Below are 13244 nucleotides of genomic sequence, written 5' to 3'. Positions count from 1 at the left end.
ACCGTTATACAGGACAAATGTAGACGAACATGAAATAATTATGAAATGCGGAAAAAATTATACGATAAAAGGAGATACTAATGATTACATGGAATAAGAAAATACTTGTACTTGTCATGGTACTTGTAGTTATTGTGGCAGGTTGTAGTAAAAAAGAGGTTGTAAAAGAATCAACTCCATCTAAAGAGAATCGCCTCATTTATGCCTCTGAGGAAGAGTTCGAAGGGCTGAACCCAATACTCGAAGAAACGAATCTAGATGCACTGTTGTTTCGTGGAGTTATGCGATTTGATGGAAGTAATAAAGTAGTTTCGGATATTGCAGACTCTTTTGATGTCTCAGAGGACAAACTTACGTATACGTTTAAGCTAAAAGAAGGTATTACATTCCACGACGGGGAAGAGCTTACAGCAGATGATGTAGTGTTCACGATTGAGAGTATTATGGATGATCAAAATGCTTCATTTTTGAAATCTGATTTTGAAGAAGTAGCATCTACTAAAATGCTGGATGACTATACCGTCGAAATTACATTAAAACAGCCATTTACACCGTTACTTGACAAGTTAACCGTACCGATTCTTCCAAAACATGCTTTTGAAGGAGTGGATATGAGAACAGCTGACTTTAATAGCCATCCGATTGGTGCAGGGCCGTATATGTTTGATAAATGGGATCGTGGCAATTCATTGACATTACAAGCATATAGTGAATTTTTCGGAACGAAGCCTTCGATTGAAAAAGTAATATTTAAGTTTATTCCAGATAGTAATGTTCGTGCACTTCAGTTGAAGTCGGGCGAGGTGGATGTTGCACTGTTGGACCCTGTACAAGTTGAAAACTTAGAAAGAGAAGAGAACTTAACTATTTACGATATAGAATCCGCGGATTATCGTGGCATTTTATTCAATATGAATTTGGACCTTTGGAAAGATGTCAATGTGCGTCGTGCATTTAGTTACGCAACCGATCGAGAGCAAATAGTAAAAGGCATATTAAAAGGACATGGTTCTGTTGCCTATTCACCATTGCAAAGTCATGAATTCAATAATGATCAAATTGAAAAGTACGCATACAACTTAGAGAAAGCGAATGCGTTGTTAGATGAAGCGGGTTGGAAAGAAAATGAGGATGGTATTCGTACTAAAGATGGTGAAAAACTTTCATTTACGATTACTGCACCTGCAAGTGACACCGTTCGTGTGAACATGGCAAATTACGTTGCCGAAGGTTTTAAAGACATTGGTGCGGATGTAAAAGTAGCGGCGCTTGACTGGAGCGCGATTACGATAGAAGACGCAGATGCGTTTATGGTTGGATGGGGCAGTCCGTATGATGCAGATCATCATACACACATATTATTCCATTCGGATGAATCGAGCATAAAGAGCTCCGGTTATAACTATGGTAGTTATTCAAATGAAAAAGTGGATGAACTGCTTGCGAAAGGACGTACAACAACGGATCCGGAAGAACGTAAAGCAATTTATATGCAGTTCCAAGAAGAACTTGCGAATGATCCGGCATTTGACTTTATTGCCTACGAAAATGCAGTGTATGGTATAAACAAAAATGTAAGTGGTGTGAAAGAACGAACGCTAGGTCATCATGGATCTGGTTTCCTCTGGAACGTCGAGGAGTGGAAGTGGAATGATCAGTAAATGGGTTGGGAAGCGAATGGTGATGGGGATTGTGGTCCTCTTCATCGTTAGCTTCCTCTCTTTTTTCATTATGCAAGCAGCGCCTGGAGATCCTGCTACTGCTTTCTATGGAGGCAATGCGCAGACGTTAACAGCAGCCGAAAAAGAACGCATTACCCGTGCATACGCATTAGACCGTCCGGTTGCCGAGCAATACGTTGCATGGCTAGGTGAGACAGTCAAAGGGAATTTAGGAACGTCCTCTAAAGAAGGCAGACCTGTTTCTGAGATCATCATGGAACGGCTACCGAATACGTTGCTGTTATTTAGCGTGACGATGTTTTTCATTGTCATAGGTTCCATCTGGTTAGGCACAGTGGCGGGTATGAGGGCAGGTTCTATTTGGGATAAAGGACTTTCCACATTTAGTATCGCGACGTCCTCCATACCTGCCTTTTGGCTTGGTATTTTGTTCATCTACTTCTTTGCTGTAACTCTAGGGGTTCTTCCTTCTTCAGGATCTAGCGATGTAGATGGGAATGGCGGTGTTGTGGATAAAGTCCGTCACCTAATTATGCCCGCTAGCGTGCTCATTGTAACCCATGTGGGAATTTACGCTCGTTTTCTACAAGAAAGTATTAAGATAGAAAACAGTCAATACTATGTGAAAGTAGCACGCGCAAATGGAGTTAAGGAAAGTTCTATTCGAAAGGGAATAGTGCGCAACGCGTCCATTCCTTATTTGAATTACATTGCCATGACCATTCCATCGTTCTTTGGTGGATCTATTATTGTGGAATCATTATTTGCTTGGTCGGGAATAGGGCAATTGACGGTCAAGGCAGTCGCAACAAAGGATTTCCCTTTATTAATGGGCAGCATTATGGTGACGGGTGTTTTAGTCGTCATGACACTATTTATTGTCGATCTCATTATGTACGCTATCGATCCGAAGTTGCGCAAAGGGGGCGTTCGCTAAATGAAGTCACGGAAAACACTTTGGTTTTGGTGTTGCTTTCTTGGATTGATTGTCTTTTTAACGGTGTTTTCAAACCTACTTGCCCCATTTAGTCCAAATGAAATGAATATGGAAGAAGTATATAGTGCACCGAGTAGTGAGCATTGGTTAGGAACGGATCATTTAGGAAGAGATGTTCTATCGCGTTTACTAGAAGGTGGGAAAGTAACGCTAGCTGTAGCAAGTAGTTCGGTTATTTTGTCACTCGTCATTGGAGTTGTCTATGGCGGGATTAGTGGCTATTTCGGTGGAGTGATTGATACCGTTATGATGCGGTTGTTGGAAGCGCTCATTACCATTCCTTCCCTCATTATTATTTTGGTGTTTCAAGCAATCATTCAAGGCGGGATGTGGGGCATGGCACTGCTCATTGGATTGACGGGGTGGCTTGTCACCGCAAGGATTGTGCGTTCCGAATTCATTCGGCTCAAAGAAGAAGAATTTGTTAAAATGGCCAATATGTTTGGGACGCCTGTTTGGAAAATACTATGGGGTCATTTGCTGCGCAACAGCATACCCGCTATATTTGTCGTGACGCTATTTAACTTTGCTGGCGCGATATTCATGGAAGTATCGCTTAGCTTTCTCGGCATCGGTATACCTCCAGCGATTCCTTCTTGGGGGAATATGTTGTACTACGCGCAAAACGATATTTTAATTGGCGCGTGGTGGATTGCATTATTTCCAGGCATTATGATTTTCTTGACTATTCTCGCTATCAATTTTATTGGAGAAGCGTGGAAGAATCCAGAGAGGAGGCGTGTCAATGATTGAAGTAAGAGATCTATCGATTAAAATAAAAGATCAGCATATTACGAAGCACGTCGATTTCACAATACCGCGTGGTAAAATCACGTCTTTGATTGGTGAAAGTGGTAGCGGAAAGAGCATGACAGTATCCGCCCTGCTTGGTTTGTTGCCTATAGACGCAAAAGTAAGCGGATATGTCATGTACGAAGGTCGAAACATTTTGGATGCGTCTGTTCAGGAGATGGCAAGCCTAAGAAGACAAAATATTTTCACTATATTCCAAGACGCCTCGAACAGTTTTAATCCGTCCGTGAAGCTGGGGCGTCAACTGTATGCATTTTCAGGGGGACGTGTTGGAGACTCGATAGACACTTTTAATGAAAAAATGCATGTGATTTTAGACCAGTTGGGCCTAGCTTGGGAAGTTGTCGAGCAATATCCTTTTCAATTATCCGGTGGAATGTTGCAAAGATGTATGATTGCGTGCGCATTTTACGTGGAACCCGCTGTACTCATTGCAGACGAGCCCACATCGGCACTCGATATGGTGCTTCAAAAAGAATTCATTCAATTGCTAATTCGTCTGAATGAAGAACGGGGGACGACAATTCTCCTCATTACTCATGACCTCGACATCGTCGCTGAAGCCGCTCATGAGATGGCGGTTATGCAACAAGGAACTATCGTAGAAACGGGGACAGTAGAAACGGTTTTCTCGAATCCTCTTGATGCTTATACGAAGCGATTGTTGGAGAGTAGATTTTAGGGGTGGATAGCAGATGTTAGAAGTATCAAATGTTTCGAAAAGTTATTTTAGTGGAAGCCATACGAAAAAGACGTTGAATGAGATTGACATGACTGTAAGTAAAGGGGAAGTTGTGGGGTTAGTAGGAGAGAGTGGTTGTGGAAAGAGTACGCTCTCTCGTGTCGTGATGCAACTTGAATCTGCAGACGAGGGCTCAATTGCATTCAACGGTCAACTAGTCACACGAAAAAACCGGAAGTCATTTTATCAAGCGAGCCAATTAATTTTTCAAAACGCATCAGCAGCACTTAATCCTTCCTGGACGGTCCACGAAATTTTGCTAGAACCTCTTCGTACGATGAAAGGAGATCGTGAAGCGCATATTCGACGAATGCTTGAAAGAGTAAAATTATCGGAAGCCCATTTACATAGATATCCTTCAGAATTAAGTGGTGGTGAGCAGCAACGTGTCAATCTGCTTCGCTCATTGTTAGTTGAACCTGAACTGCTCATTTGTGATGAAATCGTATCCAATTTGGATCGATTAATTCAAAGAGAAATCATTGACCTGCTTCTTGAGCTAAATCGAGAAATGGGTATGTCAATTTTATTCATTGCACATGACTTACAAGCAGTCATGTATGCATGTGATCGAATTTATGTTATGAAGGATGGCCGAATGGTAGATGAAAGTGTGAAAAAGGATGGAGTATTTCACTTTTCACATACGTATGCCAGGCAACTATTTGACTCTGTTCTTGGTAGTCGAATGAAGGATTAAAATACTTTAGACAAACCATCATGCTTGATTACTTATTTCTAGACTTTACACGATAAAAAACCTCCTTACCTTACGTAGGGAGGTTTTGTCGTTTAGTTGCAGAATCGGATTTCCAATGGAAGTTATGCTGCTCCCTAATGCTCGAATAATTTATGAATACTGTACGAACCGCAATTCGGACAGTATTCATTTTTGATTATGAGAAATCGAAGTTGTCAGGATCTGGTCCGATTCGCTGATCTTGATTTAATTTATTGATTTGTTCCATATCCTCTGAAGTGAGTTCGAAGTTAAACACATCGGCATTTTCAGCAATGCGATGGGCTTTCGTTGATTTGGGAATTGTGACTACACCATTTTGTAAATCCCAACGCAAAATTACTTGGGCTACGGATTTGTTGTAGCGGTCTGCGATTTCTTGTAATTCAGCATTCTCTAGTAGCTCACCTTGCATTAGTGGTGACCACGCTTCCATCTGGATGTCGTGCTTTTGGCAAAATGCCTGTACTTCTTTTTGAGATAAACGAGGATGGTACTCGACTTGATTGATCATTGGCTTGATTTTTGCATCTTTCATTAATTCTTCTAAATGATGCGGCTGAAAATTACTTACCCCGATCGCTTTAGCTTTTCCTTCTTCGTACAAGGTTTCCAATGCGCGCCACGCTTCTTTAAATTGTCCTTCTACAGGCCAGTGAATAAGGTATAGATCCAAGTAGTCAAGACCGAGTTTAGTAATACTCTCGTCAAAAGCTACAAGTGTTTTTTCATATCCCAGTTCGCTATTCCATACCTTAGACGTGATGAATAATTCTTTCCGATCCACTTGTGTCGCTTGTATACCTTTACCTACGCTGCTTTCATTGCCGTAAATCGCGGCTGTATCGATACTACGGTAGCCGTGCTCAATTGCAGTTTTCACTACGTTTACGAGCTCTGTACCTTCTTCCACTTTAAACACGCCAAGACCGAGCCAAGGCATTTCTACCCCGTTAGATAGTGTAGTTGTAGATTGTAGGTTTTTCATATAATTTCTTCCTCCTTCATAGTGTTGGATAATCGTGCATCATACTTTTTCACATCACCTCCTTCATTGCAAGTACTGTTACATTGTCTTTACGCTCTAGTAAACGGCTAATGCCAGTTAAGATAGCTGCGAACATTACCATACTTGCACCAATCCAAGGTGTATGAATAATACCGATTGACTCCGTAATGACTCCACCCAGATACGCACCAATGGCGATACCCGCATTAAAGGCAGCAATATTTATAGCGGAGGCTACGTCGACTGCACTCGGCACGAATCGCTCCGCTAAGATGACGACATATACTTGAAGTCCTGGAACATTCATAAAAGCAAATATACCCATCAGTATAATAGTTATTAACCCTGCCATTTTAAATGGTGCAGTGAATGTTAATACGAATAAAATGAGAGCTTGTGCGATAAACATATAGAATAAAGCATTTATCGGATTTTTATTGGCCAGTTTTCCACCAATCATATTACCTAACGCGATTGCGATCCCATAGACTAACAAGATGATTACAATCGTGCTTTGCTTAAATCCAGTCACTTCTTGCAGTAAAGGAGATAAGTAGGTGAACACGACGAACGTTCCGCCATAACCTAGGGCAGTAATAGCGAACACTATTAGTAAACGACTATTCGTCAGGAGTTTCGCTTGATCTTTCAATGTAGTGGGTGCGCTCTGTCGTAAATTTGAAGGAACTAGGAGGCTGTTTGAAATAAGCCCTATCACACCTATAATCACAATTAAAACAAAAGCAGCACGCCATCCTACCTGTTGACCGATGAATGTACCAAAAGGAACGCCTGTAATCGTAGCAACTGTTAATCCCGTAAACATGATGGAAATAGCACTTGCTCTACGATTTTCTGGCACTAAATCCGCTGCGATTGTAGCGCCAATAGACATGAAGACACCATGTGAAAATGCGGATAGGATTCGTGCAAACAGTAATACGCTTAGACTTGTTGCGGCTGCGGCTATACTGTTTCCGATAATAAATATGACCATGATCCAGATTAAGACGGACTTTCTAGGTAATCTAGAAGTTAAACTAGTGAGGATTGGAGCCCCGATCATCACCCCTACAGCATATAAGGAAATAGTTAATCCGGCTAGTGAAACAGAAATATCTAAATCTTGAGCGATGAGTGGTAATAGTCCTACACTCACAAATTCGGTAGTACCTATCGCAAATGCACTGATAGCTAATGCAAGCAATGCAAATGTACTGCGTTTTTTATCAATTGACATCTTCTCACGTTCCTCCTACTAATAAGTTGCATGCAATATTCATGACATCAATACGTTTGATGTAGTGAAGTGTACCTGCAAATGTTAGTATGAAGTATAGAAATCTAAAAGAGAAGTACGCACTTTAAAGTAATGTAGGCATCTTTTAGTACCTATCAAAAGTGGAGGCGATAGAAATGAGCAAAATATATAATATTAGTGTGGAAGCAACATTGGAAGTAATAGGTGGTAAGTGGAAGTGTGTAATACTTTGTCATTTGACACATGGTAGAAAGCGGACAAGTGAATTAAAACGATTGATGCCAAACATTACACAAAAAATGTTAACTCAACAATTACGTGAATTAGAGGCGGACGGTGTGATTAATAGAATTGTCTACAATCAAGTGCCGCCTAAAGTAGAGTATGAATTGAGTGAATACGGCCAAAGTTTAGAAGCTATTTTAAGCTCGCTATGTGCATGGGGAGATGTACATATTACAAAAGTGTATGGCGATAAATCTAAAGTGCTTGCGGAAAGTGTGTTAAATGAATAATGCTGCATTCAATTTACTAGTTGGAGGAGAAATTATAAAATGAAAATTATTAACCAATATATTGACAAAACTTTTGTTTCAACTGATCAAGTTCTCGAACGTGTGTTATTCTCCATACAAGAAAATGGTATGCGTTCGATCTCGGTTTCTCCAGCGTCAGGCAAAGCATTAACGATGCTTGTTTCAATGACGGGTGCAAAAAATGTTCTAGAAATTGGTGCGCTTGGCGGATATAGCGGTATATGTCTTGCGAGAGGATTTGGCGATGAAGGACATTTGACTTCGCTAGAATTAGAGGAGTCATTTGCGACGTTAGCGAAATCTAATTTAACGAAGGCAGGATTTGGTGAACAAGTGACGTATAAGACTGGACCTGCTGTAGATAGCTTAGAAGCGTTAAAAGCGGAAGGGAAAACGTTCGATTTCTTTTTCATTGACGCGGATAAGGAGAATTACCGAAACTATTTAGACGGCTGTTTAGAGCTAGCTGAGCCGAATGCGGTAATTGTAGCTGATAACGTGTTGGCGGGCGGTTCAGTAGCGGACTCGTCCATCCTAGGTAAGCAATACTCGCAGAATATGAGGATGTTCAATGAATACACAGCACAGCATCCTCGGTTGACGTCCATATTGTTGCCGATTGGTGATGGATTGACAGTATCACAAGTGAAATCAGTACGCTCATAGTACTAAAAGACATAGCTAGCAAGCAGATGGAATTCTACCATCTGCTTGCTAGCTTTTTAATTGATACTATACATTTTAAACACTCTTTGGAGTGAGCGAAGTTGAAAACTATACTTAGTAAAAAAGTATATGTTATTATAAAGAGGACAATGATTATCCATGATAGTAAAGAATGGATCTGACGTGTAAAAAAGAGTGAGAAAAGGTGATGATGTAATGCAGATGAAAACCGGAGTGGAACAATCTTTGTATGCCATTCTTATCCTGAACATGCTACCGGATCGTGCAGTATTACCAGGGGAAGCTATTAGTCAACAACTTCACGCATCGCCTACGTATACCCAAAAAATCCTACGGAAATTAGTCAGCGCGGATTTAATCACTTCTGTTCCTGGAGTAAAAGGTGGATTTAAGTTAACAAGAAAGCCTGAAGAGATTTGTGTCTACGATATATATTTAGCGATTGAAGGCAAACAATCACTCTTTACTCCAAGTGGTGTTTTTCATGACATGCTTAATATAGAAGAAGATCGTGACTGCGCATTAACCGCTTTAATGGCAGAGGCTGAGAATTCTTGGAAATCCATTCTAAAACGCGAAACGGTTGCGTCACTTTATGAAGAAATCAATATAGAATATAATCCGAAAGTACAAGTACTGCAAAAATGGCTAAAAGAAAAAATGGTGTAAGTCCCAGTAGGATAGCTAGCTAGGTGGAGTAATGATGAATATATTTCAAACGCATCAAGGATTTGCTAGGACGTTCAAAGAAAATAAGTTAACACTTGGCCTGACATTTCCTATGGATCAAGTTGCCGATTATCGTATGCCGATGGCTATAGCTGAGCAAATAAAGCTTGCGAAACAAGCTGAAGATGCAGGATTTGCAGCATTATATGTAAGAGATTCACCTCTTTTCGATCCGAACTTCGGGGATGCCGGCGTCAAGCATGATCCATTTCAACTTCTCGCATATGTAAGCGCGCATACAAGCAAAATCGCGCTAGGTACGGCAAGTGTCGTCACGACGTTGCGGCATCCGCTTCACTTGGCGAAGTCAGCTGCTTCATTAGATGATTTATCTAACCAGCGCTTATTACTTGGTGTTGCAACGGGAGATCGTCCGATTGAATTCCCAGCATTTAAAGTGAACCGAGATCAACGTGATGAACTGTTTAGAGAGTCTGTAGACGTAATGAAAACAATATGGAAAGAATCTTTCCCTACAATCCAGTCTGAACGTGTTGGACTCGAAGCAGGTGATGTGATTCCCAAGCCGCCATTGTCTAACATCCCGATTTTAGGTACCGGATATTCTGGACAAACGATAGAATGGTTAGCTGAGAATACAGACGGTTGGATGTTTTACGCCCAAGAAGCAAATCGCCAAAAAGAGCTGATCAAGCTTTGGCGTCAAGCGACAACTGAATTTAAACCGTTCATACAGCCCCTAACTATTCATTTATCAGAGAAACCGAATGCGTCGCCCAGACCCATTCCGATAAAAGTCGGCTTCACATCCGGTCATCAGTTTTTAATCGATTATCTGTACGCACTGCAAGATATAGGAGTAAATCATGTCGTTCTTGCGATCCGTAATGAGGACCGTCCGATAACGGAAGTGATACAGGAGCTACAAGAATTTGTTGTTCCGCATTTTAGTGCACATAGTAATCTACGTATACGTAAATAATAAATGAAAATGAGGGATTTACATGATCAATCAATTAGGTCGTATTAATGAATTAGCTAAAAAACAACGTGAAGAAGGCTTAACAAATGCCGAAGTAGTCGAGCAGACAGTATTACGTCAAGATTACTTGCGTGAAATCCGCGGACAAGTCATCGGTACATTTTCAGGTTTAACAGTCATCGATCCGCTTGGAAATGATGTAACACCCGAAAAATTACGTGAAACAAAGCTAAACTAAAGGTTTAGGACTATAGAAAGGGTGTATAGAATGAATGATTATTTAGTAAAAGCAGTGGCGTATCAAAATCAAGTGCGCGCGTACGCGGTGAATTCAACTACAACAGTAGCGGAAGCACAGCGACGGCATGCGGCTTGGCCAACAGCTGCAGATGCCCTGGGACGTTCAATGACTGCCGGGTTAATTCTTGGCTCTATGTTAAAGGGTGAGGAGAAAATATCAGTAAAAATTAATGGTGGCGGCCCACTCGGTACCATTATCGTGGATTCGAACGCAAAAGGTGAAGTTCGTGGATATGTCTCGAATCCCCAAACGGATGTAGAATTGAACGAAGTCGGAAAGGCAGTCGGAACGAATGGATTGCTAACAGTTTCAAAAGACGTGGGGCTAACGTATCCTTTCGTAGGACAAATCCCTCTCATTTCCGGGGAAATTGGAGAAGACTATACATCGTACCTTTCTAAATCTGAGCAAACCGCATCGGCTGTTGGAGTTGGCGTGTTAGTAAACCCTGATAATACGGTGAAAGCCGCAGGTGGTTTCATTATTCAGCTCATGCCAGGCGCAGATGAAGACGTGATGAGTAAGATTGAAGAACGCATGAAAGTAATTGCGCCACTCTCTTCCATGATCGAGGAAGGCAGTACACCTGAACAAATACTTGAGCACGTGTTAGGTTCGGAACATGTTACCGTGTTAGAAAGCATGCCAGTTCAATTTCAGTGTCAATGCTCTGTAGAGCGCATCTCCAATGCAATTATCAGCTTAGGTAGCGAAGAAATTCAAGACATGATTCAAACAGATGGACATGCCGAAGCAAATTGTCATTTCTGCAATGAAACCTATCACTTCGATACCGAGCATTTGGAAGCACTGAAAGAAGTCGCTTTATAATAAAATAAAAAATGAACACCTGTGTGAGAAACGAACATGTTTGTGTAAACATTCATGAACGTTCTTATACGGGTGCTTTTTAAATTGATTAAATGTAGGTGCTGTGTTTGGAAACAGAAAATAACTAGACTTTTATAGCATTATACAAAATGATTCAATAATCAAACTATTCCACGAAGGAATGAAACCTTTAAAATATTCATTCGTATGTAAAGTAAGAAAGAATATCGAAGCGAGGGATCGATATGATAATAACGCTACTAATTATTGGAGGATTTATGGGTTTAGGAATTGTATTTATGAATGGCAAAGGTTCAATACTGATTGCGGGCTATAACACTATGTCTCCAGTTGAAAAAGCAAAGTATGACGTGGTTGCACTCTGCAAATTCATGGGTAAGATGATGTTTGCATTGTCGTTTAGTATGGTTTTTTGGTTACTCAGTGATGTGTACGATAACAACTCGTTGTTCTACTTTGGTCTTGTTTTATTTATTGCCATCGTTGTATTTATGCTAATTTATATGAATGCAGGAAACAGATTTAAAAAATAGAAAAATCTCTACTTAAACAGTTATTTGGGCGCTACTCTAGCACGAACTATGCAAAAAGGTCATAAGATCTTAATAATGGAAAGCGAACTTATTATATTAAATTAATGCCTGTTCAATAATTAAATCCAAATAACGCTATAACTTACTTACGGAAGGCTGGTGTTTAGGTGAATGAAAAGATGTTTAACACCATGGGATGGATTATGCTTTTAGGAATAGGGGTTTTCTGGATCGCATTTGGTTATACAGGTTGGTTTTTATTATTAGTGCCATTAACTTATATTTTATTTTCCATTTCTGATGGTAGTATTAGTAAATTGGAAAATATAAAAAAGATTACAATTTCGCAAGTTGTATTAATATTAACTGCATTTATTGTCTCGATTGGTATTGTGTTTGGTCTTATTCAACTAGCAAATTACTTGATTAATGACGTGTTAGGCTTAACTGGATGGATCAAGACAATTAGTCAGTTTATAGCTATTATACTTTCGTTGATTCCTATCCAATTAGCTTTTGGCAGTGTGATTTATAAAGTGATTGGTGATGTGAATTCTACAAAGGTATAACAAATCTTTAAAGATTCCATTCTAGCATCAGGTGTTTTTCAAGAATATGCGTACAACATGAGGAGTATGGTGATGGAAACGGAAGTTTTGTATTTTAAGAAACTTGAAGGCACAGTACTAGCTATTGATTATATAGAGTGGGCTTTTACTATGTTGCACAATCGAATGTCAACGCCATCTCTAAATATACTAGCTTCTCTAACAGAACCTTTAAATATATTTGAAGTAGAAGAGTACTTTAATAGGGCTTTATATGAGCTAGACATTACCGAACCCTCTTACGAAGATAGTGCTAAACACTATGTACGATATTTGTTAAGACAAATCGTGGATGATCCAGGCTTAGCAATTGAAAATGCTGATGAGGTGTATACAATTGCGCGAGATCATTTCCATGGTGAAGAACACGATCGTTGGTATGAAGTAAGTGAATTAATAGATGATTTTCTATACGGTGATAATAGTGAAAACATCACTCGAGCATACTTGACCCAATTTATTTTGCAAGTATCCAAGCAACAATTAGACCATCACTCCTTTTAAGTAAACCGATGTTTGATTGTGGAAGTTTAAGCTGCCTTTCTAAAAGGTAGCTTTTTTATTTACAAAAGTTAGTAATTATTAAAGATCCTAAATTGCAATATTAAATTAGCCACTTAGATAAAATCCAGTGTATGTATGAAGGGGAATGTGATCTCTCAATTAGCGGGTTCGTTTTGGAAATACTATGCTAACCTAGCCAACTCTTCTTCAAACAAAACGGATGGCTGTCGATAGTTTAAAATCTTCCTGGGCAACTGATTCAGTGTCTGATAAATACGTTGAATAGACTCTGTAGAGTAATCAGAAAT

Annotated in this window: 16 protein-coding genes; 14 read left to right on the top strand and 2 right to left on the bottom strand. The window is 40.0% G+C overall.

Annotated elements, in window-relative coordinates; translation table 11 throughout:
• Positions 1-80 precede the first annotated feature (80 nt).
• Genes CSV72_RS03510 through CSV72_RS03490 form a run of 5 tightly spaced genes read left to right on the top strand, consistent with a single transcriptional unit; the run spans position 81 to position 4934 of the window.
• On the top strand, positions 81-1661 hold the full coding sequence (locus tag CSV72_RS03510; RefSeq protein WP_099677155.1) for an ABC transporter substrate-binding protein: 1581 nt from the start codon (positions 81-83) through the stop codon (positions 1659-1661).
• Positions 1651-2619: an ABC transporter permease gene (locus tag CSV72_RS03505; protein ID WP_099677154.1), complete on the top strand. Its 969-nt coding sequence runs from the start codon at positions 1651-1653 to the stop codon at positions 2617-2619. Before CSV72_RS03510 ends, CSV72_RS03505 begins: the two co-directional genes overlap by 11 nt.
• A complete protein-coding gene (locus tag CSV72_RS03500) occupies positions 2620-3432 on the top strand; it encodes an ABC transporter permease (protein ID WP_099677153.1) in 813 nt (270 codons plus the stop codon).
• Entirely contained in the window at positions 3425-4174 is a 750-nt protein-coding gene (locus tag CSV72_RS03495) for an ATP-binding cassette domain-containing protein (RefSeq protein WP_099677152.1), read from the top strand. The genes CSV72_RS03500 and CSV72_RS03495 overlap by 8 nt, the downstream gene beginning before the upstream one ends.
• Positions 4175-4187: 13 nt before the next feature.
• Entirely contained in the window at positions 4188-4934 is a 747-nt protein-coding gene (locus CSV72_RS03490; RefSeq protein ID WP_099677151.1) for an ABC transporter ATP-binding protein, read from the top strand.
• Between the two features lie 196 nt (positions 4935-5130).
• Here the strand turns inward: CSV72_RS03490 and CSV72_RS03485 are convergent, their stop codons facing one another.
• Together CSV72_RS03485 and CSV72_RS03480 are read right to left on the bottom strand one after the other, a co-directional pair.
• Entirely contained in the window at positions 5131-5961 is an 831-nt protein-coding gene (locus tag CSV72_RS03485) for an aldo/keto reductase (protein WP_099677150.1), read from the bottom strand.
• Between the two features lie 49 nt (positions 5962-6010).
• Positions 6011-7222: an MFS transporter gene (locus tag CSV72_RS03480; RefSeq protein WP_099677149.1), complete on the bottom strand. Its 1212-nt coding sequence runs from the start codon at positions 7220-7222 to the stop codon at positions 6011-6013.
• Between the two features lie 176 nt (positions 7223-7398).
• On the opposite strand from CSV72_RS03480, the gene CSV72_RS03475 reads away from it, so the two are divergent.
• The 9 genes from CSV72_RS03475 (at position 7399) to CSV72_RS03435 (ending at position 12936) form a co-directional block, all read left to right on the top strand.
• On the top strand, positions 7399-7758 hold the full coding sequence (locus CSV72_RS03475) for a winged helix-turn-helix transcriptional regulator (RefSeq protein ID WP_099677148.1): 360 nt from the start codon (positions 7399-7401) through the stop codon (positions 7756-7758).
• A gap of 39 nt (positions 7759-7797) precedes the next feature.
• The gene (locus CSV72_RS03470) at positions 7798-8445 is read left to right on the top strand and encodes an O-methyltransferase (protein WP_099677147.1); all 648 of its coding nucleotides are present in this window, start codon (positions 7798-7800) and stop codon (positions 8443-8445) included.
• Between the two features lie 216 nt (positions 8446-8661).
• Entirely contained in the window at positions 8662-9135 is a 474-nt protein-coding gene (locus tag CSV72_RS03465) for an RrF2 family transcriptional regulator (RefSeq protein WP_099677146.1), read from the top strand.
• Between the two features lie 34 nt (positions 9136-9169).
• A complete protein-coding gene (locus CSV72_RS03460) occupies positions 9170-10138 on the top strand; it encodes an LLM class oxidoreductase (RefSeq protein ID WP_099677145.1) in 969 nt (322 codons plus the stop codon).
• A gap of 22 nt (positions 10139-10160) precedes the next feature.
• Positions 10161-10376: a DUF896 domain-containing protein gene (locus CSV72_RS03455; protein WP_085130816.1), complete on the top strand. Its 216-nt coding sequence runs from the start codon at positions 10161-10163 to the stop codon at positions 10374-10376.
• A 30-nt stretch (positions 10377-10406) separates the two neighbouring features.
• Positions 10407-11270 (top strand): Hsp33 family molecular chaperone HslO, encoded by an 864-nt coding sequence (gene hslO, locus CSV72_RS03450; protein ID WP_099677144.1) that lies wholly within the window; start codon positions 10407-10409, stop codon positions 11268-11270.
• A gap of 245 nt (positions 11271-11515) precedes the next feature.
• Complete coding sequence (locus CSV72_RS03445) at positions 11516-11824, top strand: DUF3784 domain-containing protein (protein ID WP_099677143.1); 309 nt, start codon at positions 11516-11518, stop codon at positions 11822-11824.
• 167 nt (positions 11825-11991) lie between these two features.
• Positions 11992-12393: a disulfide bond formation protein DsbD gene (locus CSV72_RS03440; protein ID WP_099677142.1), complete on the top strand. Its 402-nt coding sequence runs from the start codon at positions 11992-11994 to the stop codon at positions 12391-12393.
• 72 nt (positions 12394-12465) lie between these two features.
• A complete protein-coding gene (locus tag CSV72_RS03435; protein ID WP_099677141.1) occupies positions 12466-12936 on the top strand; it encodes a hypothetical protein in 471 nt (156 codons plus the stop codon).
• The last annotated feature ends 308 nt before the right edge of the window (positions 12937-13244 follow it).

This window comes from Sporosarcina sp. P20a (assembly GCF_002743175.1).
Taxonomy (GTDB): domain Bacteria; phylum Bacillota; class Bacilli; order Bacillales_A; family Planococcaceae; genus Sporosarcina.
This window is presented reverse-complemented; position numbering and strand designations above follow the sequence as displayed.

Excerpts from the sequence above, each read along its gene's own strand:
- CSV72_RS03500 (WP_099677153.1), top strand. The coding sequence starts at position 2,620 with ATGAAGTCACGGAAAACACTTTGGTTTTGGTGTTGCTTTCTTGGATTG.
- CSV72_RS03455 (WP_085130816.1), top strand. The coding sequence starts at position 10,161 with ATGATCAATCAATTAGGTCGTATTAATGAATTAGCTAAAAAACAACGT.
- hslO (WP_099677144.1), top strand. The coding sequence starts at position 10,407 with ATGAATGATTATTTAGTAAAAGCAGTGGCGTATCAAAATCAAGTGCGC.
- CSV72_RS03475 (WP_099677148.1), top strand. The coding sequence starts at position 7,399 with ATGAGCAAAATATATAATATTAGTGTGGAAGCAACATTGGAAGTAATA.
- CSV72_RS03505 (WP_099677154.1), top strand. The coding sequence starts at position 1,651 with ATGATCAGTAAATGGGTTGGGAAGCGAATGGTGATGGGGATTGTGGTC.
- CSV72_RS03510 (WP_099677155.1), top strand. The coding sequence starts at position 81 with ATGATTACATGGAATAAGAAAATACTTGTACTTGTCATGGTACTTGTA.
- CSV72_RS03495 (WP_099677152.1), top strand. The coding sequence starts at position 3,425 with ATGATTGAAGTAAGAGATCTATCGATTAAAATAAAAGATCAGCATATT.
- CSV72_RS03470 (WP_099677147.1), top strand. The coding sequence starts at position 7,798 with ATGAAAATTATTAACCAATATATTGACAAAACTTTTGTTTCAACTGAT.
- CSV72_RS03485 (WP_099677150.1), bottom strand. The coding sequence starts at position 5,961 with ATGAAAAACCTACAATCTACAACTACACTATCTAACGGGGTAGAAATG.
- CSV72_RS03490 (WP_099677151.1), top strand. The coding sequence starts at position 4,188 with ATGTTAGAAGTATCAAATGTTTCGAAAAGTTATTTTAGTGGAAGCCAT.
- CSV72_RS03460 (WP_099677145.1), top strand. The coding sequence starts at position 9,170 with ATGAATATATTTCAAACGCATCAAGGATTTGCTAGGACGTTCAAAGAA.
- CSV72_RS03445 (WP_099677143.1), top strand. The coding sequence starts at position 11,516 with ATGATAATAACGCTACTAATTATTGGAGGATTTATGGGTTTAGGAATT.
- CSV72_RS03465 (WP_099677146.1), top strand. The coding sequence starts at position 8,662 with ATGCAGATGAAAACCGGAGTGGAACAATCTTTGTATGCCATTCTTATC.
- CSV72_RS03480 (WP_099677149.1), bottom strand. The coding sequence starts at position 7,222 with ATGTCAATTGATAAAAAACGCAGTACATTTGCATTGCTTGCATTAGCT.
- CSV72_RS03435 (WP_099677141.1), top strand. The coding sequence starts at position 12,466 with ATGGAAACGGAAGTTTTGTATTTTAAGAAACTTGAAGGCACAGTACTA.